The sequence below is a fragment of the Agromyces sp. SYSU T00194 genome (genome assembly GCF_040496035.1).
In the GTDB taxonomy this organism is placed as follows: domain Bacteria; phylum Actinomycetota; class Actinomycetes; order Actinomycetales; family Microbacteriaceae; genus Agromyces; species Agromyces chitinivorans.
In genome coordinates this window covers 105344-129870 of record NZ_JBEPJZ010000002.1, presented here as the reverse complement: position 1 = coordinate 129870, position 24527 = coordinate 105344, and the positions used below count along the sequence as shown (strand labels likewise).

Sequence of the window (24527 nt, the reverse complement as noted above, 5' to 3'; positions counted from 1 at the left end):
TCAGTGCGCGGCGGCCGGGATGTGCTCGCGCGTGAGCCGCTTCCGGAAGATCCAGTACGTCCAGCCCTGGTACGCGAGCACGAGCGGCAGGAAGATCAGCGCCGTCCAGCTCATGACCGTCAGGGTGTAGTCGGTGCTCGACGCGTTCGCGATCGTCAGGCTGTTCGCGGGGTCGTTGCTTGCCGGCATGACGTCGGGGAACAGCGCGCTGAACAGCGCCAGCACCGCGGTGCCGATCGTCACGGCCATGAGCGAGAACGACCAGCCCTCCGCGCCGCGCGCGTTCATCAGCCACGAGCCGATCAGGCACAGCGCCGCGACCGCCGCCAGCCCCCAGAACCAGCCGCCGCCGAACGCCAGGCCGGTCCAGACGAGGAACGTCGCCGCGACGACGATCGTGATCGCGCCCGAGCGCACCGCGAGGCGCCGGGCGCGCTCGCGGATGTCGCCGTCGGTCTTGAGCGAGACGAACACCACGCCGTGCGTGAAGAACAGCAGCAGCGTCGTGAGCCCGCCGAGGAGCGCGTACGGGTTCAGCAGGTCGATCAGCGTGCCCGTGTAGTTGTGGCCCTCGTCGAGGGGCACGCCCTGAACGATGTTCGCGAACGCGACGCCCCAGAGCAGCGCGGGCACTGCGGACCCGACGATGATCATCCAGTCGAACCGGCGCTTCCACTCGGCCTCGGGCCGCTGGTGGCGGTACTCGAACGACACGCCGCGTGCGATCAGCGCGAGCAGGATGAGCAGCAGCGCGAGGTAGAAGCCGCTGAAGAGCGTCGCGTACCACTCGGGGAACGCCGCGAACAGCGCGGCGCCCGCGACGATCACCCACGTCTCGTTGAGGTCCCAGACCGGGCCGATGGTGTTGATGAGCACGCGGCGGTCGGTGTCGTCCTTGCCGAGGAACGGCAGCGACATGCCGACGCCGAAGTCGAACCCGTCGAGTACGAAGTAGCCGACGAACAGCGCGGCGACGATCCAGAACCAGAGCGTTGCGAGATCCATGGTCGACTCCTAGTAGACGGTCGCGGTCGGCTTCACGGCACCCGACTCGGCGTCGGGTTCGTCGAAGGTGGGCGGGCCGCGCCGGATCGCGCGCACGATCAGTCCGAACTCGACCACGGCGAGTGCGCCGTACACGAGCGTGAACGCGACCAGGGAGATGAGCACCTCGAGCCCGGTGACGTTCGGCGACACGGCCGACTCGGTGGGCAGCAGGCTGAACACGATCCAGGGCTGGCGGCCCATCTCGGTGAAGACCCAGCCGACGCTCATGGCGAGCAGCGAGAGCGGGAACGACCAGATCGCGACGTTCCAGACCCAGCGCTGCTTCGGCAGCCGGTCGCCGCGGGTGAGCCAGAGCCCCACGAGCGCGACGAGCGTGTGGGCGATGCCGAGGCCCATCATCCAGCGGAACGACCAGTAGGTCACCCAGATGATCGGCGTGTAGTCGCCCGGCCCCCAGAGGTCCACGTACTCGGCGTTCAGGTCGTTGATGCCCTCGACGCAGCCGTCCAGCGTGTGCGTCGACAGCAGCGCGAGCAGGTACGGCACGCGCAGCGACCAGACCTCGGCCGACCCGTCGGGGGTGCCGATCGAGAACAGCGAGAACGAGGCATCCGCCCCGCAGGCCGTGTCGTAGAGCGCCTCGGCCGACGCCATCTTCATCGGCTGGGTGGCGGTCATCGCGAGGCTCAGCTGGTCTCCGAAGAAGAAGGTCGCGGCCATCGCGACGACCATCATCCACATGCCGAGCTTCAGGGCCGGACGCATCGCGTCGACGAACTGCCGGCGCTTCAGGTGCCAGGCGGCGGCCGCGATGAGCAGGCCCGCGGTCACCATGAAGCTGCCCGCGATCGTATGCGGGAACGCGGCGAGGGCGACGCGGTTCGTGAGCACGGCCCCGATGTCGACGAGCTCGGCGCGGCCGGCCTCGGCGTTCATCTCGTACCCGACCGGGTTCTGCATGAAGGCGTTCGCGGCGATGATGAAGTACGCCGACAGCACGGTGCCGACGGCCGTCGCCCAGATGGTGGCGAGGTGGAGGCCTCGTGGCAGCTTGTCCCAGCCGAAGATCCAGAGGCCGATGAACGTGGCCTCGAGGAAGAACGCGAGCAGGCCCTCGAGCGCGAGCGGGGCGCCGAACACGTCGCCGACGAAGCGCGAGTACTCCGACCAGTTCATGCCGAACTGGAACTCCTGCACGATGCCGGTGACGACGCCCATCGCGAAGTTGATGAGGAACAGCGTGCCGAAGAACTTCGTCAGCTGCAGGTAGACCACCTTGTCGGTGCGCACCCACGCGGTCTGGAAGATCGCGACCGTGGTGGCCATGCCGATGGTGATGGGGACGAACAGGAAGTGGTAGATCGTGGTGAGCCCGAACTGCCATCGGGCCAGCAGCAGCGGATCCAGCAGTTCGTTCACGAGCCCTCCAGGTGATCTCGGATCGCGTCCCGGCGTTACTCTACGCAGCGTAGAGCATTCAGGGAAACCGCGGTAGCCTTGACGCATGGCGAGTCTCGGCGAGTTGGAGGGTGCGATCATGCGCGCGCTCTGGGCCGCCGACGCGCCGATCCCGGCGCGCGACCTCATCGCCCGGCTCGCCCGCCCCGCGGAGCAGGCGACGGATGCCGCGGGCGCGGCACCCACCCGGACGCCGGCGCTGACCACGGTGCTCACCGTGCTGTCGCGCCTCGAGTCCAAGGGCATGGTCGCCTCCGACCGCGCCGTGCGCCCGCGCCGCTACCGGCCGACCGGCACGCCGGCCGATCACACGGCCGAGCTCATGCGCGAGCTGCTCGACGAGGCATCCGATCGCGAGGCGGCGCTCGCGCGCTTCGTCGGCACCGTGGACGCGCGCGAGGCCGAGACCCTGCGCCGCCTGCTCGGCTGACGACGCCGATGCTGCTCGTCGTGCTCGTGGGCGCACTGGCGCTCGCACTCGCCTGGCCGGTGCCGCTCGCGCTCGAGCGCGCCGCCTGGACGCTGCGCGCGCCCGGGCTCGCGCTGCTGCTCTGGCAGTCGATCGCGCTCGGCGGCGGCGTCGCGATGATCGGCGCACTGCTCGGGGTCGCGCTCCTGCCCTTCCCGGGCGGCGCCGCGCAGGCGGTCGACGAGCTCGGGGCGCACCTGTGGGCCGGTCCGCTGCCGCCCGCGGTCGGCGTGGTGCACCTGTTCGCGCTGTCCGCGGCGGTCATCCTCTCCACCCTCCTGCTCCTCACGCTCTTCGCCACGGCCGTGCAGGTCGAGCGGGACCGCCGCCGGCACGTCTCGCTCGTGGGGCTGCTCGGCCGCGCGGACCCCGCGCGCCCCGGCACCGTGGTGCTCGACCACCCGGTGCCCGTCGCCTACTGCCTGCCCGGCGTCACCACCGTCACGGTGCTGAGCGAAGGACTCGTCGACGCGCTGGAGCCGCGCGAACTCGACGCGGTGCTCGCGCACGAGTCGACGCACCTGCGCCAGTACCACCACCTCGTGCTGCTCGCGTTCCGCGCCTGGAACCAGGCGCTGCCCTGGTTCCCCATCGCCAACCGCGCCGAGCGCTCGGTGTCGCGCCTCGTCGAGCTGCTCGCCGACGACCGCGCGACGCGCGAGGTCGACCGCACGGTGCTCGCCGACGCCGTCGAGCGCATCGGCACGGCGTGGGGAGCCGCCGAGGCCGCGGGGCACGGCACCGGCCGCGCGGTGGTCGACCGCACGACGCTCGAGATCCGTCGGCGCCGCCTCACCGCGCCGGCGCGACCGCTCGGCCCGCTCGCCGTCGCGACGGTGGTCGCGGCCTCGACGGCGCTGGTCGCGTTCCCGCTGTTCTCTGTGCTGGCTTTCATGTCGGCCGCATAGCCTGCACCTCGTGAACCAGCTGCTCGACGTCGTGCTCGACTCCGTGGCATCCGTCGACCCGGTGCTGCGCACGTTCCTCGCCGGACTCGCGATCATGCTCGAGACGTCGGTGCTGATCGGCCTCGTGGTTCCGGGCGACACCATCGTGCTGGTCTCGAGCACGGGCGTGGAGGGCCCGGTGCAGTTCGTCGCCCTCGCGCTCACCGTCATCGTCGGGGCGCTCGCGGGCGAGTCGATCGGGTTCGCGATCGGGCGCTGGTTCGGCCCGCACCTGCGCGCCAGCCGCGTCGGCCGGTGGATCGGCGCGTCCAACTGGCACCGCGCCCAGACCTACCTCGAACGCCGGGGCGGCATCGCCGTGTTCCTGTCGCGCTTCCTGCCGGTGCTGCACTCCCTCATCCCCCTCACGGTGGGCATGAGCACGATGTCGTACCGGCGCTTCCTCGCGTGGACCGCTCCCGCCTGCGTCATCTGGTCGTTCGCCTACGTCGGCGCGGGCTCCGCGGCGGCCGGCGGCTACCGCGAGCTCTCCGACGAGCTGCACTGGGCGGGCTACCTGTTCGTCGCCGCGATCGTCGTCTTCGCGCTGGTCGTGCTGCTGGTCAAGCGCATCGTGCACCGCATCGAGGCGCGACACATGCACGCGCACGAGCTCGCGGACGCCGAGACCGCCGAGACGACGACGGGGCCGGATGCCGCGGACGAGACGTCCACCGCATCCGGCCCCGGCCGGCAGCACACGCGGGCCTAGAAGAGGCCCTGCTCCTCGAGCCAGCCGGCGGCGATGTCGCTCGCCGACAGCTGCTCGTCGACGCTCTGGGCGTTCAGCGCGACGAGGTCCTCTGCGGTCAGCGCGGCGCTCACCGCGTCGATCACGTCGGCGGCCTCCGCGTCGACCCGGTCGCTCACGACCGGCACGACGTTCGAGGCCAGGAACAGGCCCTCCGGGTCCTCGAGGGTGACCAGTGCGCTGGTCGCGATCGCCGGGTTCGCGCTGAAGATGTTCACGAGCTGCACGTCGTCGTCCTCCAGCGCCTTGAGGGTGAGCGGGCCGCCGCTGTCCTCGATGGCGGTGAACCCGACCTCGACGCCGTAGACCTCGGCGAGGCCGTCCGGGCCGTACGGGCGCGTCTCGAGCTCGGAGTTGCCGCCGAGCGTGAGGTCCTCGGGCACGTCGGCGAGGTCGGCGAGGCTGGTCACGCCGAACTCGTCGGAGAACGCCTGCGTGACGTTGTAGGAGTCCTGGTCGGTGGCCGGCGCCTGGTCGAGCACGCTGAGGCCCTCGGGCAGCGCAGTGGTGAGCTCGGCGTACACGTCGTCGCTCGTGGTCGCGGTCGTGTCGGGCACGTAGTACTGCAGCAGGTTCCCCGTGTACTCGGGGAACACGTCGATCGCCCCCGACTCGATCTCGGGGATGTAGACCTCGCGCTGGCCGATGCGGAACTCGCGCTCGACCTCGAAGCCGTTGGCCTCGAGCGCCTGCGCGTAGATCTCCGCGATGATCTCGTTCGAGTAGTAGTCCTGCGAGCCGACGACGAGCGGTCCGGATGCGTCGGCGGAGGCGTCGCCCCCGTCGACCGATTCGCTCGTGCCGCAGGCCGCGAGTGCCACGGTCGCGCCGAGCGCGACCGCCGCGAGTGCGAGCCGTCGTGGTGCGGTGTGATGCATCAGGTGTTCCCTTCGGTTGCGGGTTGCCCCGTGGTCGCGGCCCGCCGGGTCGACCGGCCGCGAAGATCGTCGGAACGCGTCGCCCGCACGCCGGCGGGGACCACGATCCGCTGGAGGAGCGCGAACACGCCGTCGAGGACGAGCGCGAGCGCGATCACGAGCATGGAGGACGCGAGCATGAGCGTGTAGTCGCCCGTCTTCAGCCCCAGGAAGAGGATGCTGCCGAGCCCGCCGGCACCGACGTACGCCGCGAGCGTGGCGGTCGCCACCACCTGCAGCACCGCGGTGCGGACGCCGCCGATGAGCGTGGGCAGGCCGATCGGCGTCTCGACCCCGAGGATGATCTGGCGCTCCGTCATGCCCATGCCGCGGGCGGCGTCGACCGTGCGCCGGTCGACCGCCTCGATGGCCGAGTAGGTGCCGGCGAGCACCGACGGCACGGCGAGCACCACGAGCGCGACCGCCGGGCCGGCGACGCCGATGCCGAGCCAGAGCGCCACGAGCGTGAGCACGCCGAGCGAGGGCAGTGCGCGCAGGCCGCCCGAGAGCGTCACCACGACCTCGCGGCCGCGACCCGTGTGCCCGACGAGCATGCCGAGCGGGATGCCGATGCCGCACGCGATGGCCACGACGCCGAACGTGATGACCACGTGCTGCGCCAGCAGCACGCCGATGCCCGACGGCCCCTCCCAGTTGGCGGGGTCGAGCAGCCACGCGAACGCCTCGGCGAACAGGTTCATGCGGCCACCGCCTTCCGGCCGGTGCGTCGCGTACCCGCCGAACGGGCGCCCGCGCGGGTCCACGGCATGACGAGCCGCCCCGCGACGACCAGCAGGCCGTCGATCGCGAACGCCAGGAGCATGGTCGCGAGGATTCCGGCCCAGATCTCCGCCTGGATGCCGCGCTGGAAGCCGTCGGTGAACAGGCTGCCGAGGCTCTGCACCCCGATCACCGCCCCGACCGTGACCAGGCTGACCGTGCTGACCGCCACCACGCGGAGCCCGGCGAGCAGCACCGGTCCGGCCAGCGGGAGCTCGACCTGCCAGAACCGGCGCCAGGCCGAGAATCCGACGCCGGTCGCCGACTGGCGGATGTCGCGGTCGACGCCGCCGAAGCCGTCGGCCGCCGAGCGCACCATGAGCGCGATGCCGTAGAGCGTGAGCGCGATGACGACGTTGAGTTCGCTCCGGCGCGAGGTGCCGAGGATGGCGGGCAGCGCGACGAACAGCGGCAGCGACGGAATCGCGTAGATGAGCCCGATCACGCTGAGCAGCACCCCGCGCGACCACGCGTAGCGCCAGGCGACCCAGCCGATCGGCACGCTCATCAGGAACGCGAGCACGATCGGCGGCACCGCGAGGCGCAGGTGGACGAGGGCGAGCTCCCCGATCAGGTCGAGGTTCGCGAGGATCCAGCTCACGAAGCGAGCACCCCGGCCGGACGGCCGTCGTCGTCGACGACCACCTGCCGGCCGTCGACCTCGGTCACGTGCAGCGCGCGCTTGCCGCGGTCGGCGCCGACGAAGCCCGCCACGAACGCGTCCGCGGGGTGCGCGAGGATCTCGGCCGGGGTGCCGCTCTGCACGATCTCGCCGCCGGTCTTCAGGATGACCACCTGGTCGCCCAGCAGGAACGCCTCGTCGATGTCGTGGGTGACGAACACGACCGTCTTGCCGAGGTCGCGCTGGAGCCGCAGGAGCTCCTGCTGGAGCTCGGCGCGCACGATCGGGTCGACCGCGCCGAACGGCTCGTCCATCAGCAGGATGTTCGGGTCGACCGCGAGCCCGCGGGCGACGCCCACGCGCTGCTGCTGGCCGCCGGAGAGCTGGCCCGGATAGCGATCGGCGAGCGACCGGTCGAGGCCCACCGTGTCGAGCAGCTCGAGCGCGTGCGCGCGCGCCTCGCGCCGTGGCGTGCCGCGCAGCAGGGGCACGGTGGCGACGTTGTCGATCACCTTCCGGTGCGGCAGCAGTCCGGAGTTCTGCATGACGTACCCGATGCCGCGCCGGAGGCGCACGGGATCGCTCAGGGCGACGTCCTGGTCGTCGATGAGCACCTGCCCGTCGGTCGGGTCGACCATGCGGTTGATCATGCGCAGCAGCGTCGTCTTGCCCGACCCGGACGAGCCGACCAGGACGGTCGTCTTGTGCGGCGGCATCACGATGTCGACGTCCGCGACGGCCAGCGTGCCGTCGTCGAAGCGCTTCGACACCCCTCGGAACTCGATCACCATGTCGGGCCCTCCCCCCGGGCGCCCGCCCGGCCGTGTTCCACCTGAACATCATTCGGAGCGACACGCAAGATCGGATGCACCCGGCTCCGGTACTGCAGTCACCCTACGGAGCACCCCCGACCGTCGGGGTCGCGGACGCATGACGAAGCGGTGACGTTCCCCGGGCTCAACCGACCGGCGCCGCCTCGAATTCCGCATCGAGCGAGATCGAGTCGCCGAGGTACGCACGGAGGATCGCCAGGCACTCGTCGACGTACCAGTCGTCGCCGCGCACGTCGGCCGCGAACGCGCGCGCGAGCAGCGCGTCGGCGACCTCGACGGCCACGTCGAACCGCCGGCGCAGCGCGCTGTCCTCCGGCAGCCCGAAGTGCTCCTGCACGAACGCGGCGAGGTCGTCCGCGAACGCCGCAGCGAGCACGCCGTCGTCGCCGACCACGCGGTCGCGCTCGACGACGCGGACGACGCGGAACCCGGGCTCCTCGCGGTAGCACGACGCCGCGACGAGCACGCTGTGCTCCACGACGTGCCACGGGTCGGTGACCTCATCCTCGGCGATGGCCGCGGCGAGCCGGTCGCGGAAGCGGTGCACGCACCGTTCGCGCAGCGCCCGGAGCACGGCGAGCCGATCGGGGAAGTAGCGATACACGGTGCCGATCGACGCCCCCGAGCGCTCGGCGACCTGCGCGGTCGTGATGAGCTCCGGACCCAGGTCGTCGACGATCTCCGCGGCCGTGTCGAGGAGCGCGTCGAGACGGCGCTCCGCTCGTTGCTGGGCCGGGGTCACCCGGATCGCCGTCGGCGCTCCGCCGGTTCCGCGGAGCAGGTCACCTGTCGGCACGTTACCTCCCTGACTGAGGTGCCGAGTCTACCCCCCGTTTGCGGGGAGGCGGTGGAGGCTCACCACACCCCCGCCCGTCGGAGGTGCCCGTCGTGCGAGACTGGACGAATGCGCCCGACCCCTGCTTCCGGCCAGCGCGTGGCGCGCGTGCACCGGGCCGCACGGATCGAGGACTGGTTCCACGGCATCCGCGAGCGGTCCGCACGGCGCCGCGGCCACGTGCCGACGATCGTGCCCTATGCCGGGTACGGATCGGTCGAGTGGGTGCGCATCCTCTGCCGCGTGCTGCTCAGCAAGCCGACCGACGCGCGCGGCAGCGCGCGCACGCGCGCGCGTCGCGAGCAGGGCATCCGCGGCTGGCGCAGCTTCACCAGCGTGCCCGTCGGCGACGTCGCGGTGCGCATCCGCATCGGCGGGCAGGAGATGGAGGTCGTCGCCGACCGCGGCGGCGTGGTCGACGCGACCGTTCCGGTGTCGCTCGAGCCGGGGCGGCACGAGGCGGTGCTGTCGACCGACGGCGGGGTCGACCAGCGCGCGCCCATCGACGTGATCGCACCGGGCACCCGCTTCGGCATCATCTCCGACGTCGACGACACGGTCATGGTCACGGCGCTGCCCCGCCCCATGCTCGCGGCCTGGAACACGTTCGTGCTCGACGAGCACGCGCGCATGCCCACCCCCGGCATGGCGGTGCTCCTCGAGCGACTCTCGCGTGCGCACCCGGACGCCCCGGTCATCTACCTCAGCACGGGCGCGTGGAACGTCGCGCCGACCCTCACCCGGTTCCTCTCGCGCAACCTGTACCCCGCGGGGCCGCTGCTCCTCACCGACTGGGGGCCCACGCACGACCGCCTCTTCCGCAGCGGCCGCATCCACAAGGAGGACAACCTCCGGCGCCTCGCGGAGGAGTTCCCCGACATCCGCTGGGTGCTCATCGGCGACGACGGCCAGCACGACGAGGAGATCTACGGCGAGTTCGCCGCGGAGCATCCGGAGCGCGTGGCGGCCATCGCGATCCGCCAGCTCTCCGCGGGCGAGGCGGTGCTCGCCGGCGGGCGCTCGCGTGCCGAGCTGCACGGGGTCAGCGCGCCCTGGATCTCCGCCAACGACGGCGCCGAGATCGTCGCCCGCATGGAGCAGCTCGACCTGCTCTGACGGGTGCGACCTGCGCTGACGGGCTCGACCTGGTCCGGCGGGTGCGTCAGCGCCCGCGGCGCAGCTGCGCGAGCCCCCGGTTGATCGATGCCGCCCAGAGCGGGCCCCGGTAGAGGAACCCGGTGTAGCCCTGCACGAGGTCGGCCCCGGCGTCCAGCCGCTCCTGCACGTCGGCGGCGGTCTCGACCCCGCCGACCGAGATCACGCACAGCTCGGGCGGCACGACCTCGCGGATGCGGCGGAGCACCTCGAGCGAGCGGGCCGCGAGCGGCGCGCCGGACAGCCCGCCGGCCCCGGCCGCCTCGACGACGGATGCCGGTGAGCTCAGTCCTTCCCGGGAGATCGTCGTGTTCGTCGCGATGATGCCGGCGAGGCCCATGTCGACGGCGAGGCGGGCGATGCGCCGGGCCTGCTCGTCGGTGAGGTCGGGCGCGATCTTGACCAGCAGCGGCGTCGACCCGCACTCGTCGCGCACGGCGGCGAGCAGCGGCTCGAGGGACTCGAGCTCCTGGAGCCCGCGCAGGCCCGGCGTGTTCGGCGAGCTGACGTTCACCACGAGGTAGTCGGCGAGCGGCGCGAGCACGCGCGCGCTGCGCCGGTAGTCGCCGATCGCGTCCTCCACGGCGGTCACCCGGCTCTTGCCGATGTTCACGCCGAGCACCGGCATCGGCGCCCGGCGGCGCCGCAGCTGCGCGATGCGCAGCGCCGCCGCATCCGCTCCCCCGTTGTTGAACCCCATGCGGTTGATTACCGCGCGGTCGGGCACGAGGCGGAACAGGCGCGGCTTCGGGTTGCCCGGCTGCGCGAGCGCCGTGAGGGTGCCGACCTCGACGTGCCCGAACCCCAGCTGGCCGAGGCCGACGATGCCGAGGCCGTCCTTGTCGAATCCCGCGGCGATGCCGAACGGCGACGGGAAGGTGCGCCCGAGCGCCTGCACGGCGAGTTCCGGCGCGGGGCGGGTGAACGCCGCGACGAGCCGGCCGAGGCCGAGCCACGGCAGGCGCCGGATCACCGCGAAGGCGAGGTGATGCGCACGCTCCGGGTCGAGCCGGCTGAGGACGAGGGAGAAGAGGATGCGATACATGCCTCGGACAGGATATCGGGGCGGGCCTACTCCGCCGAGCGCGCGGGCAGGCGCCCGTGCTCGGCGCGCAGCTGCGCGATCGCCGACTCGAAGTCGTCGAGCGACTCGAACGCCTGGTACACGCTCGCGAAGCGCAGGTACGCCACCTCGTCGAGGTCGCGCAGCGGCGCGAGGATCGCGAGCCCGATGTCGTTCGCCTCGATCTGCGACGCGCCCGTCGAGCGGATCGTCTCCTCGACCTTCTGCGCGAGCACGGCGAGGTCGGACTCCGTGACCGGGCGGCCCTGGCAGGCCTTCTTCACGCCCGTGACGACCTTGTCGCGACTGAACGGCTCGACGACGCCGGAGCGCTTGATGACGACGAGGCTCGCGGTCTCGGTCGTGCTGAACCGGCGGCCGCAGTTGGGGCACTGGCGGCGGCGACGGATCGACAGCCCGTCGTCGGTGGTGCGGGAGTCGATCACGCGCGAGTCGGGATGACGGCAGAACGGGCAGAACATGATCGCCAGTCTACGAGCGCGTCAGCGCGCGAAGCGGGCGCGGACCGCCTCGGCGTGCGCCGGGAGCTCCTCCGCCAGCGCCAGGGCGTCGATGCCGTCGGCGACGGCGGCGAGGCCGCGCTCGTCGTAGCGCACCACCTGCTGCGGGCGCAGGAACGTCGCCGCGGACAGCCCCGAGCCGAACCGTGCGTGCCCACCCGTCGGCAGCACGTGGTTGGAGCCGGCCGAGTAGTCGCCGAGGCTCACCGGCGAGTACGGGCCGATGAAGATCGCACCCGCGTTCTCGATCAGCGCCAGCACCGCATCGGGGTCGGCGACCTGGATCTCGAGGTGCTCGGGGCCGAAGGCGTTGGCGAACGCCGCGGCCTGCGCGAGGTCGTCGACGAGCACGGTCGCGGACTGCTCGCCAGTCAGCGACGCACGGACGCGGTCGGCGTGCCGAGTCGCCGCCTGGCGCGCGGCCAGGCGCTCGGCCACGGCGTCGGCGAACGCGGCGTCGTCGGTGACGAGCACCGCCGCGGCGAGCTCGTCGTGCTCGGCCTGGCTGACGAGGTCGGATGCGACGAGGTCGGCGTCGGCGCTCGCGTCGGCGATCACCAGGATGTCGGTCGGCCCGGCCTCGGCGTCGATGCCGACCACGCCGCGCACGACGCGCTTGCCGGCCGCGACGAACCGGTTGCCGGGACCGGTGACGACCTGCACCGGCTCGAGGCCGGCGTCGGGCACGCCGTACGCGAACGCGCCGATGGCGCCGGCGCCGCCCATGGCGTACACCTCGTCGACGCCGAGCAGCGCGGCGATCGCGAGGATCGTCGGGTGCACGCGCCCGTCGTGCGCGGTCTGCGCGGGCGACGCGATCGCGATCGAGGCGACCCCGGCGACCTGCGCCGGGACGACGTTCATGATCACGCTCGACGGGTAGACGGCCTTGCCGCCGGGCACGTACAGCCCGACGCGGCCCACGGGCTGCCACCGCTGCTCGACGACCGCGCCGTCTCCCAGCTCGGTGCGCCCGGGCGGCGGCACCTGGGCCGCGCTCGCCGCGCGCACGCGCCGGATCGTCTCGCGGGCGGCGTCGGCCACGGCGGGATCGAGCGCCGCGAGGGCCTCGTCGAGGTGGGAGCGCGGCACCCGCAGCGCCTCGGGACGCACGCCGTCGAACCGCTCCGACTGGTCGAGGAGCGCGGCTGCCCCCCGCGCGCGCACGTCGGCGACGAGCTCGGCGGCCACGTGCTCGGCGTCGGCCACGTCGCTGCCCGAACGGGGAACGAGGGCGAGCAGTTCGGCGGCGGTAGGCTGGGTTCCGCGGAGGTCGATCGTCTGCATCATGGCCCGGCCAGCCTACCGCCAGCCCCGATCGAACGGATGCTCCGTGACCGCCTCCCCCGTCGACCTCGACGCGTTCCGCCACGCCTTCCGGCGGCACGCCGCAGGCGTCGCGATCGTGACCGTGCTCGACCCCGACGGCGCGCCCGCCGCGTTCACGGCGACCTCCGTCGCGTCGCTCGCCGCGGTGCCGCCGATGGCGACGTTCAACATGGCGCGATCGGCGTCGACCTGGCCCGCCGTGGCATCCGCCTCGCACCTCGTGGTGCACATGCTCGGCGCCCGCAACCGCGGTCTCGCCGAACGCATGGCGGGGCCCCGCGAGCAGCGCTTCGCGTCGGTCGCGTGGCGTTCCGGCCCGGGCGGCGCCCCCGTGCTCGACGGGGTCACCGCGTGGATGGGCGGGCGCATCCTCGAACGGTTCGAGGTGCACGAGAGCGCCGTCGTCGTGCTGCGCGTCGACGAGGGGGCGATCGGCGAGCCCGACGTGCCCCTGCTGTACCACGAGCGCAGCTACCGGGCACCCGGCGACGTCGTCTGACGCCGGTCGGCGCGGTCCGGCGGCTCGGACCAGGCAACGCCGCTCGGAACCGGCCGCTCAGACCAGGCAGTTCGGCCCGAGCAGGCTCTTCAGCTCGCCGTACAGGTCGGGCGTCACGCGCACCGGGAACGGCAGCTCGAACACCCGCGCGGTGCCGCCCCTGGTCAGCTTCAACCGCACCTCGGTGCCGCCGGCGTGCCGGCCGAGCACCTCGCCGAGCGCCGTGACCGTGTCGGTCGTGGCGCGCTGGTCGGGCAGGGAGATGACCACCGGCCCCGTCTCCTCGCCCTGGCCGAGCTCGGGCTGCATGAGGCTGTACGCGTGCAGGTTCATGCCGTCGTCGCGCAGGCTCACCCGGCCGCGGACCACCGCGATCGTGTCGGCCTGGAGCGCGTGCGAGTACTCCTGGTACGCCTTGCCCATGAACATCACGGTGATCTCGCCGGAGAAGTCCTCGACCTGGATCATGCCGTACTGGTTGCCGCTGGAGCGCGCCACGCGGTGCTGCACGCTCGTGACGAGGCCCGCGATCGTCGCCGTGTCGCCGTCCTGGGTCGCATCCGACGACACCAGGTCGGTGATGGTCGTCGACGCGTGCTTCGCGAGCGGCACCTCGAGCCCCGCGAGCGGGTGGTCGGAGACGTAGAGGCCGAGCATCTCGCGCTCGAACGCGAGCTTGTCGCGCTTGGCCCACTCGGGGCGCTCCGGCACCTGCGCGACCGGCGCCCGCTCGTGCTCCTCGAACAGGCTGTCGAAGTCGAACCCGACGTCGCCGTTCGCCTCGGCGCGCTTGTCCTTGACGGCCGACTCCACCGCCTGCTCGTGCACCTCGACGAGGGCACGGCGGGTGTGGCCGAGCGAGTCGAACGCGCCCGCCTTCGCGAGCGACTCGACCGTGCGCTTGTTCGCGACGGGGATCGGCACCTTCTTCAGGAAGTCGTGGAACGACTCGAACCGTCCCTGCTCCTCGCGGGACGCGCGGATGGCCTCGACGACGTTGAAGCCGACGTTGCGCACCGCGCCGAGGCCGAAGCGGATGTCCTCCCCGACGGCCGCGAAGAAGCCGATCGACTCGTTGACGTCGGGCGGCAGCACCTTGATGCCCATGCGACGGCACTCGTTGAGGTACATCGCGAGCTTGTCGCGCGCGTCGCCGACGCTCGTCAGCAGGGCCGCCATGTACTCGGCCGGGTAGTGGGCCTTCAGGTACGCCGTCCAGTAGCTCAGCACGCCATAGGCGGCGGAGTGCGCCTTGTTGAAGGCGTAGTCGGAGAACGGCAGGAGGATGTCCCAGAGCATCTTGACCGCGGCATCCGAGTAGCCGTTGTCGTGCATGCCCTGCTGGAAGCCCGCGTACTGCTTGTCGAGCTCCGACTTCTTCTTCTTGCCCATCGCGCGGCGCAGGATGTCGGCCTGGCCGAGGCTGAAGCCGGCGACCTTCTGCGCGATCGCCATCACCTGCTCCTGGTAGATGATGAGGCCGTAGCTGGTGTCGAGGATGTCCTTCAGCGGCTCCGCGAGCTCCGGATGGATCGGCGTGATCTCCTGCTGCCCGTTCTTGCGCAGCGCGTAGTTCGTGTGCGAGTTCGCGCCCATCGGGCCCGGGCGGTAGAGGGCGATGACCGCCGAGATGTCCTCGAAGTTGTCGGGCTTCATGAGGCGCAGCAGCGAGCGCATGGGCCCGCCGTCGAGCTGGAACACGCCGAGCGTGTCGCCGCGCCCCAGCAGCTCGTAGGCCTCGCGGTCGTCGAGCGCCAGGTCTTCCAGCACCGGGCGGAACCCGCGGTTGGCCTCGATGTTGTCGAGCGCGTCGTCGATGATCGTGAGGTTGCGCAGCCCCAGGAAGTCCATCTTGATCAGGCCGAGCGACTCGCACGCGGGGTAGTCGAACTGCGTGACGATCTGGCCGTCCTGCTCGCGCTTCATGATCGGGATGATGTCGATCAGCGGCTCGCTCGACATGATCACGCCCGCGGCGTGCACGCCCCACTGGCGCTTCAGGTTCTCGAGGCCGACCGCGGTGTCGAAGACCGTCTTCGCCTCCGGGTCGGTCTCGATCAGGGCCCGGATGTCGCCGGCCTCCTTGTACCGCGGGTGGTCGCGGTCGAAGATGCCCGAGAGCGGGATGTCCTTGCCCATCACGGCGGGCGGCATGGCCTTGGTGAGCTTCTCCCCCATGCCGAACGGGAAGCCGAGCACGCGCGACGAGTCCTTCAGGGCCTGCTTGGCCTTGATCGTGCCGTAGGTGACGATCTGCGCGACGCGCTCGTCGCCGTACTTGTCGGTCACGTACTTGATGACCTCGCCGCGACGACGCTCGTCGAAGTCCACGTCGAAGTCGGGCATCGAGACGCGGTCGGGGTTCAGGAACCGCTCGAAGATGAGGCCGTGCTCGAGCGGGTCGAGGTCGGTGATCCTCATCGCGTACGCGGCCATCGAGCCGGCGCCCGAGCCGCGGCCCGGGCCGACGCGGATGCCGTTGCGCTTGGACCAGTTGATGAAGTCGGCGACGACGAGGAAGTAGCCGGGGAAGCCCATCTGCACGATGACGCCGACCTCGTAGTCGGCCTGCTTCCGCACCGTGTCGGGGATGCCGGCGGGATACCGCTCGTGCAGCCCCTTCTCGACCTCCTTGACGAACCAGCTCTCCTCGTTCTCGCCCGCGGGCACGGGGAAGCGCGGCATGTAGTTCGCGCTCGTGTTGAACTCGACCTCGCAGCGCTCGGCGATGAGCAGCGTGTTGTCGCAGGCCTCGGGGTACTCGCTCCAGGTGCGGCGCATCTCCGCCGCGGAGCGGAGGTAGAAGTCGTCGGCGTCGAACTTGAACCGGTTGGGGTCGTCGAGCGTCGAGCCCGACTGCACGCAGAGCAGCGCCGCGTGGCTCTTCGCGTCGTCGGCGTGCGTGTAGTGCAGGTCGTTGGTCGCGACCAGCGGCAGGTCGAGCTCCTTCGCGAGGCGGATGAGGTCGCCCTGGATGCGGCGCTCGATGCCGAGCCCGTGGTCCATCACCTCGCAGAAGAAGTTCTCCTTCCCGAAGATGTCGCGGAAGTCGGCGGCGGCCCGCACCGCCTCGTCGTACTGGCCCAGCCGGAGCCGGGTCTGCACCTCGCCAGACGGGCAGCCGGTCGTGGCGATGAGGCCCTTCCCGTAGGTCTCGAGCAGCTCGCGGTCCATGCGCGGCTTGAAGTAGTAGCCCTCGATGGAGGCCAGCGAGTTCAGCCGGAACAGGTTGTGCATGCCCGCCGTGTCCTGCGCGAGCAGCGTCATGTGCGTGTAGGCGCCGGCGCCCGACACGTCATCACCGCCGCCGTTGCCCCAGCGCACGCGGGTCTTGTCGCCGCGCGCGGTGCCCGGCGTCAGGTACGCCTCGGTGCCGATGATCGGCTTGATGCCGACATCCGTCGCCTGCTTCCAGAAGTCGTAGGCGCCGAACACGTTGCCGTGGTCGGTCATCGCGATGGCGGGCTGGCCCTGCTCCTTCGCCGCGGCCACCAGCTCGCCCACGCGGGCGGCTCCGTCGAGCATCGAGTACTCGGTGTGGACGTGGAGGTGGACGAAGCCATCGTCGGACACGGTGCTCCCGGAGGGTTCTCGATGCGGTTCGGTGTTCGAAGACTAATCGTGCCGCACGACATCGAGGGCGTGCGCGAGGTCGGCCGGGTAGTCGGAACGGAACGTCGACCACTCGCCCGTCGCGGGGTGCGCGAACGCCAGCTGCACGGCGTGCAGCCACTGCCGCGTGAGCCCCAGCCGGGCCGACAGGGCCGGGTCGGCGCCGTACATGGCGTCGCCGGCGCACGGATGCCGCTGGGCGGCCATGTGCACGCGGATCTGGTGCGTGCGGCCCGTCTCCAGGTGCACCTCGAGCAGCGACGCGTACGGGAACGCCTCGAGCAGCTCGTAGTGCGTGACGGCGTGCTTGCCGGCGGCCGTGACCGCGAACTTCCAGTCCGACCTCGGGTGCCGGCCGATCGGCGCGTCGATGGTGCCGCGCAGCGGGTCGGGCAGTCCCTGCACGAGCGTGTGGTAGATCTTCTCGACCTCGCGGTCGTGGAACGCGCGCTTCAGCGCCGTGTAGGCCCGCTCCGACTTCGCGACCACCATGAGGCCGGACGTGCCGGCGTCCAGCCGGTGCACGACGCCCTGCCGCTCGGGCGCGCCCGAGGTGGAGATGCGGAAGCCCGCGGCGGCCAGGGCGCCGACCACGGTCGGCCCCTCCCACCCGAGCGAGGGGTGCGCGGCGACGCCGGCCGGCTTGTCGACCACGACGATGTCGTCGTCGTCGTGCACGATGCCGAGGTCTGGTACCGCGATCGGCTCGATCGTCGGCGCGCGGGGCGGCTCCCACGACACCTCCAGCATCGATCCGCCGCGCAGCCGGTCGGACTTGCCGACCTCGCCGCCGTCGAGGCGCACGCCGCCCCCACCGGCGATCTCGGCCGCCAGGGTGCGCGAGAAGCCGAGCAGCTTCGCCAGCCCGGCATCGACGCGCACGCCGTCGAGCCCGTCGGGCACCGGCAGCATCCGATGCTCCACGTCAGGCCTCGCGCGCGTCGGGGCCGTCGGCGACCGGGTCGGGTTCGGGCGCGTCCTTCCCGGGCGGCACCTGCCGCTCGCCGTCGAGGCCGACGCCCCGGATGGTGAGGATCAGGAACAGCACCATGCTGAACACGATGCCCATGTCGGCGACGTTGTAGATCGCCGGCAGCATCCACGGCATCGAGATGAAGTCGATGACGTGGCCGACGCCGAAGCCCGGCTCGCGCACGAGCCGGTCGGTCAGGTTGCCCAGCACGCCGCCGAGCAGGAGGCCGAACACGACGGCCCACGCGATCGAGCGGATGCGGCCGGCGAACCAGATGATGAAGGTCAGTACGCCGACCGCGAGGATCGTGAAGACCCAGGTCATGCCGCTGGCGAACGAGAACGCGGCACCGGGGTTGCGGACGAACTGCCACTGCAGCACCGGCCCCAGCACGGGGACGATCTCGCCCTCGGTCAGGTGGGTGACGACGAGGTGCTTCGAGAGCTGGTCGAGCCCGTACACCGTCGCGGCGATGGCGACGAGCACGACCAGCACGCTGATGCGGACGCGCCGGGCGCGCCTAGCCTCCAAAGGCCTGGTACGTCGGCTGCTGCGGCGCGTCGACGCCACCGGCGCTCACCGGGGCGTAACCGCCCTGCTGCGGCGCGGCGGGCGACACGGGAGCCGCCTGGTCGAGGTCGCGGAGCTGGCCCTCGATGTACGACTTCAGCTTCTGGCGGTAGTCGCGCTCGAACGAGCGGAGCTCGTCGACGCGCTTCTCGATCGCGGCGCGCTCCTGGTCGAGCTTGCCGATCTGGGCGCGCTGCTTGGCCTCGGCCTCGGCGACGACGCGCGCGGCGGTGGCGTGGCCCTCGGCGATGAGCGCGTCGCGCTTCTCGATGCCCTCGCGGACGTGCTCCTCGTGCAGGCGGCGCGCGAGCTGCAGCAGGTTCGTGGTGCTGGTCTGCTCGTCGACCTCGGAGACCGGGGCGGGCGGGGCCGGCACGGCGACCGTCGGGGGCTGCGGGGCGGGCTCGGCGTACGCGGGCTGGGGAGCCGGCGCCGGGGCGGGAGCGGCGGGCTGCTGGGCGGCCTTGGCCTCGGCCTGCGCGAGCCGCTGGCGCAGCTCGTCGTTCTCCTGGTTGAGTCGGCGCAGCTCGACGACCACCTCATCGAGGAAGTCGTCGACCTCGTCCTGATCGTAGCCCTCGCGGAACTTCGTCGCCTGGAACCGCTTGTTGACCACGTCTTCGGGAGTTAGCGCCATGGCGTTCCAACCTCACAATGCTCGATCTGTTTGATCACGTTCAGCTAACGGTAGCAAACGGCGCGCGGACCGCGCGGACCGGATGCGGACCTGGTGTCACGGTTCGCAGCAGATGGTCAGGCGAGTCGCGAGATGCCGCCGACGATCCAGAGCAGCACGATCACGACGAGCATGGCGATGCTCCAGCCGAAGTCGAAGGCCACCTGCCCGACGCGCAGGGGCGGGACCACGCGACGGAAGAACTTCACGGGCGGGTCCGTCACCGTGTAGACCAGCTCGACGACGACCAGCCAGCCGCCACGCGGGCGCCACGACCGGTTGAAGGTGCGCACCAGATCGAGCACGAAGCGCGCCCACATGGTGAAGAAGTAGAGGAGCAGGACGTAGTACAGCAGGGTCGCGATGAACGCGATGGCACCCACGGCGGGTCAGGCGTGGCTGAAGAACGACGCCTCGACGTCGCTCTCGACCTCGCTGGACTCACCCGACACCACGACGTGGGCGGGCGAGAGCAGGAACACCTTGTTCGTCACGCGCTCGATCTTGCCATGGAGGCCCTGCGAGAGGCCACTCGCGAAGTCGATGAGGCGGCGCGCGTCGCCGTCGCTCATCTGCGAGAGGTTGATGATGACGGGCACGCCGTCGCGGAACGACTCCGCGATGACCTGCGCGTCGCGGTACTGCCGGGGGTGCACGGTGAGGATCTCGTTCATGTCCGCCTGCTGTGGGCTCGGGGTGGGTGCCGCGGTGGGCTTCCGCAGCGGGGTCACGGGGGCGCCGCCCCCCTTGGGTGCCGGCGCGGCGTGCGCCACGGGGGCAGGATGCGCCGCGGCCGCGGGAGCCTCCGGCTCGAGCTCCTCGTCGGCGAGGCCGAGGTAGACCATCGTCTTCCGAAGCGGGTTGGACATCGCAACCTCCGTGTGTCAGTCGTCTCTTCGAGGGTATGCGGGATCGGGCCGGTTTCCGGTGATTGCGGTGCCGATCCGCAGGTGTGTCGCGCCTTCGAGCACCGCCTCGCGGAAGTCGCCGGACATGCCGATCGACAGGTCGGTGGCCGTCGGGGCGATATCGGCGACGACGCGGGCGGAGAGGGCCCGCACGCGGGCGAACGCCCGGCGGGGCTCCTCCCCCAGCGGTGCGACCGCCATGAGCCCCCTGAGGCGCAGCCCGGGTGCGGCCTCGGCCGCCTCGGCGACCCGCAGCACGTCGTCGCCGGTGGCGCCGCCGCGCCCCGAGTCGTCGGTGAGGTTGACCTGCACGAAGCAGTCGACGGATGCCTCCTCGGAGGCGAGCACGTCGACGAGCTCGACCCGGTCGACCGAGTGGACCACGGACGCGTACGCCCGCACCTGCCGCGCCTTCTTCCGCTGCAGCTGCCCGACGAAGTGCCAGCGCAGGTCGAGGTCGGCGAGCTCGCGGGCCTTCGCCTGCGCCTCCTGGTGGCGGTTCTCGCCGATGTCGCGCACGCCGAGCGCTGCGAGCTCTCGGACGAGCGACGCGGGATGGAACTTGGTCACGACGATCGTGGTGATCCCGGCCGGGTCGCGCCCGGCGTCGCGCGCCGCTTCCGCCACCCGCCCGCGAACCGCCTCGAGCCGCTCGGCGAGCGTGGAACCGCTCATCGCGCGGCGCTCCGCGACGTCACTTGAGGAAGTCGGGGATGTCGAGGTCGTCGGGCTGCTCGTCGAAGGCGGGGTCGCCGACGATCGCGTCCGCGGTCGCGGTCGGCTGCTCGGCCGTCGACCACGAGGCGCTCTCGACGAGCTCCTCGATCGACAGCTCGGTCTCGGCCGCCGCGACGGCGCCGCCTGCGCCGATCGCGGCGCTGCCGAACGTTCCGGCCTCGAGCTCCTCGCGGATGGGCGACGGCTCGCCGCCGTCGAACCCGGCGGCGATGACGGTCACGCGGACCTCGTCGCCGAGGGTGTCGTCGATGACGGCGCCGAAGATGATGTTCGCCTCCGGGTGCACCGCCTCCTGCACGAGGCGGGCCGCGTCGTTGATCTCGAAGATGCCGAGGTTCGACCCGCCCTGGATCGACAGCAGCACCCCGTGGGCGCCGTCGATGGACGCCTCGAGCAGTGGCGACGCCACCGCCAGCTCGGCGGCCTTGATCGCGCGGTCCGCTCCACGGGACGATCCGATGCCCATGAGCGCCGAGCCCGCTCCCTGCATGACCGACTTGACGTCGGCGAAGTCGAGGTTGATGAGGCCCGGGGTGGTGATCAGGTCGGTGATGCCCTGCACACCGGCGAGGAGCACCTGGTCGGCGGTCGAGAACGCCTCGAGCATCGAGATGCCGCGGTCGCTGATCTCGAGCAGGCGGTCGTTCGGCACCACGATGAGGGTGTCGACCTCGTTCTTCAGCGTGGCGACGCCCTGCTCGGCCTGCGTCTGCCGGCGCTTGCCCTCGAAGCTGAAGGGCTTGGTCACGACACCGATGGTCAGCGCGCCGATCGACTTCGCGATGCGCGCGACGACCGGGGCGCCTCCGGTGCCGGTGCCGCCGCCCTCGCCCGCGGTCACGAAGACCATGTCGGCGCCCGCGAGCGCCTCCTCGATCTCCTCCGCGTGGTCCTCCGCCGCGCGGCGGCCGACCTCGGGGTCCGCGCCCGCACCGAGCCCGCGCGTGAGGTCGCGGCCGACGTCGAGCTTGACGTCGGCGTCGCTCATGAGCAGCGCCTGCGCGTCGGTGTTGATCGCGATGAACTCGACTCCGCGGAGACCGAGCTCGATCATGCGGTTGACGGCGTTCACGCCGCCACCGCCGATGCCGACGACCTTGATGACGGCGAGGTAGTTCTGGTTTGTCGACACTGTCCGGCCCTCCGTGCGATACTTTCAAGCCTCAACCTCAGGTATAAGGTTAAAGTTTTGCAGAGTATGCAATTTCCCTGACCTCGACGGTAGGCGGGCGGCCCCCCGATCGGCGCACGACGCGCCGCGTGTCGCGATCCGGGTCAGCTCGTGACGGCGCTGCGCGGCGACGAGACGTCGTAGCGCGACACCGTCCCGGGGGGCGCGGCCTCGACCAGCCTCGCGAGGACGGCGGCCTTGAGCGCCGACTCCTCAGCGCTCCCCCAGATCACGCTCGCTCCGCCCGCGAGCTCCAGCCGCACGTCGTCGGCGGTCGCCGCCGACGCCGACCGCACGCTCGCACGCAACTCGTCGGGCAGCGCGCGCAGCACCGCGCTCGCGGCGCGGAAGCCGTCGCCCGCGAGCCCGCCCTCCGCGTCGACGAGCGGCAGTCCGTCGGGACGCGCCTCATGCTCCTCGAGCACGATGCCGGCGCCATCGACCACGCGGAACCCGGGACCGCCGGCGACCACCGCGATCGGCGTGCGCTCGACGATGCGCACGACCAGCGTGCCCGGCGGTCGCCGCTCGAGCGCCCAGGTCTGGATCGCGGGGAACGCCGCGAGCGCCTCACCCACGGCGCGGTCGTCGACGAGCGGGAGCGGCGTGCCGCGCTGCGCGTCGAGCGCGGCAGCCACGGCATCGGCGTCGACGTGGTCCCCGGCGCCGGAGATCGCGATCTCCTGCACGGCCATCAGCGGCGAGTAGGCGGCGGCCGTCAGGCCGCCGACGACCAGCACCACGCTCCCGATCGCCGCGGCCCACGCGATGCGGCGGTTGCGCTGGCGCTTCGTGAAGCGGCGCACCTCCGCGCGCTCGTACCTGCGGCGGCGCCGGGTTGCCCGGCGGAGCTCGCGCGCGGCGCGCCACCCGCCGGGCGCCGGCGCGTCGGCGGACGTCGCGTCGTCGGCATCCGTCGTCGTCGCCTCCGGCGCGTCCTCGGGCACGTCGAGGAGCCCGGCGCCGCGCACGAGCGGGATGGGCTCGGTCAGCTGCGCGTCGACGTCCGACGTCGCCCCGGGCTGCGGCACCCGGGACGGCGCGGGCGGTGCCACGCGCGACGGGGCGGGCGCTGGTGGCGGCGTCGCGGCCTCTGCCGACCGCGACCCACGCGCCGGCGCGGGCGTCGACCGACCTCCCCCGTCGCCCGCGGGCGCGCCGGCCGGCGTGTCAGCCGCCGGCTCGGGCCGCCCGGGCGACCCGGCCGGCCGCCTCGGCCGGCCGTCGAAGCCCTGCGGGCGCTTCACGCGCGGCGCGCCCTCAGCCGCGCTCGCGCTCGAGCGATCCGAGCAGCTGGGGCACGATGCGGTAGACGTCGCCGCAGCCGAGGGTGATCACGAAGTCGCCGGGCCGGGCGATGCGCGCGGTGTGGTCGGCGGCCTCCTGCCAGTCGGCGACGAACGCGACCTTCGACGGGTCGTTGAAGCGGTCGGCGACGAGCTGGCCGGTCACCCCGGGCTCGGGGTCCTCGCGCGCGCCGTAGACGTCGAGCACGACGGTCTCGTCGGCGAGGGTCTCCAGCACCTCGGCGAACTCGCCCGCGAACATGCGCGTGCGGCTGTACAGGTGGGGCTGGTGCACCGCGATGATGCGCCCCCCGCCCACGACCGTGCGGGCGCCCGACAGCGCCGCCGCGACCTCGGTGGGGTGGTGCGCGTAGTCGTCGTAGACGCTCACGCCCCCGACCGTGCCGTGCAGCTCGAACCGGCGGCCCGTGCCGCCGAACTCCGCGATGGCGGCCAGCGCGTCGGCCGGGTCGAACCCGAGGCCGACGAGCACGGCGAAGGCGCCCGCGGCGTTGATGGCGTTGTGCACGCCCGGAACCGCGAGCTGCGCCCGGTGCGTGGCGCCGGCGTGGTCGATCGAGAAGGCGACCGGGCCGTCGGCGACGATCGAGTGCACGCGCACGTCGGCCGAGTCGGCCTCGCCGAACGTCACGACGCGCGGGTGGTCGAGGCGGTCCTTCACGCGCAGTGCGCCCGGGTCGTCGGAGGAGATGACGACGAGCTCGCGGGCGCGCTCGGCGAACGTCACGAAGGCGTCCTCGAACGCCTCGAACGAGCCGTAGTGGTCGAGGTGGTCGGGGTCGACGTTGGTGACCAGCGCGACCGAGGTGTCGTAGAGCAGGAACGAGCCGTCGGACTCGTCCGCCTCGACGACGAACCACTCGCCCGTGCCGCGGGCAGAGCTGGTGCCGAGCGCCTGGATCACGCCGCCGTTGACGAAGCTCGGGTCCTGGCCGAGGCCGATGAGGCCCGTGATGATCATGCCGGTGGAGGTCGTCTTGCCGTGCGCGCCGGCGACCGAGATGAGGCGCTGCGAGCGGATCAGCCAGGCGAGCGCCTGCGAGCGGTGCAGCACCGGGATGCCGTGCTCGAGGGCGTACCGGTACTCGGGGTTGTCCTGCCAGAGCGCGCCGGTGACGACGACCGTGTCGGCATCGCCGACGTGCGCGGCGTCGTGCCCGATCGAGACGGTCGCCCCGAGCTCGCGGAGCGCGCGGATGTTGTCGGAGTCCCGCACGTCCGACCCCGTCACGAGATGGCCGGCACCGAGGAAGAGCCGCGCGATGCCGCTCATGCCGGAACCCCCGATGCCGACGAAGTGGACGGCGCCGATGGTCTCGGGCATCTCGATGGAGGTGTCGGGCTTGATCGTCACGTGCGGAGGGCTCCTCTGGTGGGTGGTCGGG

At 72.0% G+C, this 24527-nt stretch carries 25 protein-coding genes; 5 read left to right on the top strand and 20 right to left on the bottom strand.

Going from position 1 to position 24527, the window contains the following annotated elements; all coding sequences use genetic code 11:
• Together cydB and ABZK10_RS13375 are read right to left on the bottom strand one after the other, a co-directional pair.
• Positions 1-1005 carry a cytochrome d ubiquinol oxidase subunit II gene (cydB, locus tag ABZK10_RS13380; RefSeq protein WP_353809794.1) on the bottom strand — a complete coding sequence of 335 codons (1005 nt, stop codon included), beginning with the start codon at positions 1003-1005 and terminating at the stop codon, positions 1-3.
• A 9-nt stretch (positions 1006-1014) separates the two neighbouring features.
• Positions 1015-2427 (bottom strand): cytochrome ubiquinol oxidase subunit I, encoded by a 1413-nt coding sequence (locus ABZK10_RS13375; RefSeq protein WP_353809793.1) that lies wholly within the window; start codon positions 2425-2427, stop codon positions 1015-1017.
• An 85-nt stretch (positions 2428-2512) separates the two neighbouring features.
• Here ABZK10_RS13375 and ABZK10_RS13370 point away from each other — a divergent pair, with 85 nt between their 5' ends.
• The 3 genes from ABZK10_RS13370 to ABZK10_RS13360 are packed head-to-tail and all read left to right on the top strand — an operon-like array spanning position 2513 to position 4594.
• Positions 2513-2896, top strand: a complete 384-nt coding sequence (locus tag ABZK10_RS13370; RefSeq protein ID WP_353809792.1) for a BlaI/MecI/CopY family transcriptional regulator — start codon at positions 2513-2515, stop codon at positions 2894-2896.
• An 8-nt stretch (positions 2897-2904) separates the two neighbouring features.
• Positions 2905-3843, top strand: a complete 939-nt coding sequence (locus ABZK10_RS13365) for a M56 family metallopeptidase (protein WP_353809791.1) — start codon at positions 2905-2907, stop codon at positions 3841-3843.
• Between the two features lie 10 nt (positions 3844-3853).
• Positions 3854-4594: a DedA family protein gene (locus tag ABZK10_RS13360; protein ID WP_353809790.1), complete on the top strand. Its 741-nt coding sequence runs from the start codon at positions 3854-3856 to the stop codon at positions 4592-4594.
• Here the strand turns inward: ABZK10_RS13360 and ABZK10_RS13355 are convergent.
• The 5 genes from ABZK10_RS13355 to ABZK10_RS13335 form a co-directional block, all read right to left on the bottom strand.
• A complete protein-coding gene (locus ABZK10_RS13355) occupies positions 4591-5511 on the bottom strand; it encodes an ABC transporter substrate-binding protein (RefSeq protein ID WP_353809789.1) in 921 nt (306 codons plus the stop codon). The two genes, ABZK10_RS13360 and ABZK10_RS13355, sit on opposite strands and share 4 nt — an antisense overlap.
• Positions 5511-6251: an ABC transporter permease gene (locus ABZK10_RS13350; RefSeq protein WP_353809788.1), complete on the bottom strand. Its 741-nt coding sequence runs from the start codon at positions 6249-6251 to the stop codon at positions 5511-5513. Before ABZK10_RS13350 ends, ABZK10_RS13355 begins: the two co-directional genes overlap by 1 nt.
• Positions 6248-6931 (bottom strand): ABC transporter permease, encoded by a 684-nt coding sequence (locus ABZK10_RS13345; RefSeq protein WP_353809786.1) that lies wholly within the window; start codon positions 6929-6931, stop codon positions 6248-6250. The genes ABZK10_RS13350 and ABZK10_RS13345 overlap by 4 nt, the downstream gene beginning before the upstream one ends.
• Entirely contained in the window at positions 6928-7740 is an 813-nt protein-coding gene (locus tag ABZK10_RS13340; protein WP_353810546.1) for an ABC transporter ATP-binding protein, read from the bottom strand. The genes ABZK10_RS13345 and ABZK10_RS13340 overlap by 4 nt, the downstream gene beginning before the upstream one ends.
• Positions 7741-7909: 169 nt before the next feature.
• Positions 7910-8581, bottom strand: coding sequence for a TetR/AcrR family transcriptional regulator (locus ABZK10_RS13335; protein WP_353809785.1), 672 nt, complete (start codon positions 8579-8581; stop codon positions 7910-7912).
• Between the two features lie 108 nt (positions 8582-8689).
• Between ABZK10_RS13335 and ABZK10_RS13330 the strand changes: the two genes are divergently transcribed.
• Positions 8690-9736: an App1 family protein phosphatidate phosphatase gene (locus ABZK10_RS13330; RefSeq protein ID WP_353809784.1), complete on the top strand. Its 1047-nt coding sequence runs from the start codon at positions 8690-8692 to the stop codon at positions 9734-9736.
• Between the two features lie 46 nt (positions 9737-9782).
• Here ABZK10_RS13330 and ABZK10_RS13325 read toward each other — a convergent pair whose 3' ends face one another.
• Genes ABZK10_RS13325 through hisD form a run of 3 tightly spaced genes read right to left on the bottom strand, consistent with a single transcriptional unit; the run spans position 9783 to position 12649 of the window.
• A complete protein-coding gene (locus ABZK10_RS13325; protein WP_353809783.1) occupies positions 9783-10820 on the bottom strand; it encodes a quinone-dependent dihydroorotate dehydrogenase in 1038 nt (345 codons plus the stop codon).
• Between the two features lie 26 nt (positions 10821-10846).
• Positions 10847-11320: a transcriptional regulator NrdR gene (gene nrdR / locus ABZK10_RS13320; protein WP_353809782.1), complete on the bottom strand. Its 474-nt coding sequence runs from the start codon at positions 11318-11320 to the stop codon at positions 10847-10849.
• Between the two features lie 21 nt (positions 11321-11341).
• Positions 11342-12649: a histidinol dehydrogenase gene (hisD, locus tag ABZK10_RS13315; RefSeq protein ID WP_353809781.1), complete on the bottom strand. Its 1308-nt coding sequence runs from the start codon at positions 12647-12649 to the stop codon at positions 11342-11344.
• 43 nt (positions 12650-12692) lie between these two features.
• On the opposite strand from hisD, the gene ABZK10_RS13310 reads away from it, so the two are divergent.
• The gene (locus ABZK10_RS13310) at positions 12693-13187 is read left to right on the top strand and encodes a flavin reductase family protein (protein WP_353809780.1); all 495 of its coding nucleotides are present in this window, start codon (positions 12693-12695) and stop codon (positions 13185-13187) included.
• Positions 13188-13244: 57 nt separating this feature from the next.
• Here the strand turns inward: ABZK10_RS13310 and dnaE are convergent, their stop codons facing one another.
• The 10 genes from dnaE to murC form a co-directional block, all read right to left on the bottom strand.
• Complete coding sequence (gene dnaE, locus ABZK10_RS13305) at positions 13245-16712, bottom strand: DNA polymerase III subunit alpha (protein WP_436408542.1); 3468 nt, start codon at positions 16710-16712, stop codon at positions 13245-13247.
• A gap of 90 nt (positions 16713-16802) precedes the next feature.
• A complete protein-coding gene (locus tag ABZK10_RS13300; protein ID WP_353809778.1) occupies positions 16803-17723 on the bottom strand; it encodes an RluA family pseudouridine synthase in 921 nt (306 codons plus the stop codon).
• A gap of 1 nt (position 17724) precedes the next feature.
• The gene (gene lspA, locus ABZK10_RS13295; RefSeq protein ID WP_353809777.1) at positions 17725-18258 is read right to left on the bottom strand and encodes a signal peptidase II; all 534 of its coding nucleotides are present in this window, start codon (positions 18256-18258) and stop codon (positions 17725-17727) included.
• A gap of 34 nt (positions 18259-18292) precedes the next feature.
• Positions 18293-18979: a DivIVA domain-containing protein gene (locus ABZK10_RS13290; protein ID WP_353809776.1), complete on the bottom strand. Its 687-nt coding sequence runs from the start codon at positions 18977-18979 to the stop codon at positions 18293-18295.
• 116 nt (positions 18980-19095) lie between these two features.
• Positions 19096-19401 (bottom strand): YggT family protein, encoded by a 306-nt coding sequence (locus ABZK10_RS13285; RefSeq protein WP_353809775.1) that lies wholly within the window; start codon positions 19399-19401, stop codon positions 19096-19098.
• A 6-nt stretch (positions 19402-19407) separates the two neighbouring features.
• Positions 19408-19887 carry a cell division protein SepF gene (locus ABZK10_RS13280; RefSeq protein WP_353809774.1) on the bottom strand — a complete coding sequence of 160 codons (480 nt, stop codon included), beginning with the start codon at positions 19885-19887 and terminating at the stop codon, positions 19408-19410.
• A 15-nt stretch (positions 19888-19902) separates the two neighbouring features.
• A complete protein-coding gene (locus tag ABZK10_RS13275) occupies positions 19903-20601 on the bottom strand; it encodes a YggS family pyridoxal phosphate-dependent enzyme (RefSeq protein WP_353809773.1) in 699 nt (232 codons plus the stop codon).
• 19 nt (positions 20602-20620) lie between these two features.
• Positions 20621-21796: a cell division protein FtsZ gene (gene ftsZ / locus ABZK10_RS13270; RefSeq protein WP_353809772.1), complete on the bottom strand. Its 1176-nt coding sequence runs from the start codon at positions 21794-21796 to the stop codon at positions 20621-20623.
• A 143-nt stretch (positions 21797-21939) separates the two neighbouring features.
• Entirely contained in the window at positions 21940-22866 is a 927-nt protein-coding gene (locus tag ABZK10_RS13265; protein ID WP_353809771.1) for a cell division protein FtsQ/DivIB, read from the bottom strand.
• A gap of 229 nt (positions 22867-23095) precedes the next feature.
• Positions 23096-24466 carry a UDP-N-acetylmuramate--L-alanine ligase gene (gene murC, locus ABZK10_RS13260; protein WP_353810545.1) on the bottom strand — a complete coding sequence of 457 codons (1371 nt, stop codon included), beginning with the start codon at positions 24464-24466 and terminating at the stop codon, positions 23096-23098.
• Between the last annotated feature and the right edge of the window lie 61 nt (positions 24467-24527).

Coding starts and splice junctions, on each gene's coding strand:
- ABZK10_RS13350 (WP_353809788.1), bottom strand. CDS start 6,251: ATGAACCTGTTCGCCGAGGCGTTCGCGTGGCTGCTCGACCCCGCCAAC.
- ABZK10_RS13370 (WP_353809792.1), top strand. CDS start 2,513: ATGGCGAGTCTCGGCGAGTTGGAGGGTGCGATCATGCGCGCGCTCTGG.
- hisD (WP_353809781.1), bottom strand. CDS start 12,649: ATGATGCAGACGATCGACCTCCGCGGAACCCAGCCTACCGCCGCCGAA.
- ABZK10_RS13330 (WP_353809784.1), top strand. CDS start 8,690: ATGCGCCCGACCCCTGCTTCCGGCCAGCGCGTGGCGCGCGTGCACCGG.
- dnaE (WP_436408542.1), bottom strand. CDS start 16,712: ATGCTCGACGGAGCCGCCCGCGTGGGCGAGCTGGTGGCCGCGGCGAAG.
- cydB (WP_353809794.1), bottom strand. CDS start 1,005: ATGGATCTCGCAACGCTCTGGTTCTGGATCGTCGCCGCGCTGTTCGTC.
- ABZK10_RS13275 (WP_353809773.1), bottom strand. CDS start 20,601: ATGAGCGGTTCCACGCTCGCCGAGCGGCTCGAGGCGGTTCGCGGGCGG.
- ABZK10_RS13325 (WP_353809783.1), bottom strand. CDS start 10,820: ATGTATCGCATCCTCTTCTCCCTCGTCCTCAGCCGGCTCGACCCGGAG.
- ABZK10_RS13290 (WP_353809776.1), bottom strand. CDS start 18,979: ATGGCGCTAACTCCCGAAGACGTGGTCAACAAGCGGTTCCAGGCGACG.
- ABZK10_RS13280 (WP_353809774.1), bottom strand. CDS start 19,887: ATGTCCAACCCGCTTCGGAAGACGATGGTCTACCTCGGCCTCGCCGAC.
- ABZK10_RS13355 (WP_353809789.1), bottom strand. CDS start 5,511: ATGCATCACACCGCACCACGACGGCTCGCACTCGCGGCGGTCGCGCTC.
- nrdR (WP_353809782.1), bottom strand. CDS start 11,320: ATGTTCTGCCCGTTCTGCCGTCATCCCGACTCGCGCGTGATCGACTCC.
- murC (WP_353810545.1), bottom strand. CDS start 24,466: ATGCCCGAGACCATCGGCGCCGTCCACTTCGTCGGCATCGGGGGTTCC.
- ABZK10_RS13365 (WP_353809791.1), top strand. CDS start 2,905: ATGCTGCTCGTCGTGCTCGTGGGCGCACTGGCGCTCGCACTCGCCTGG.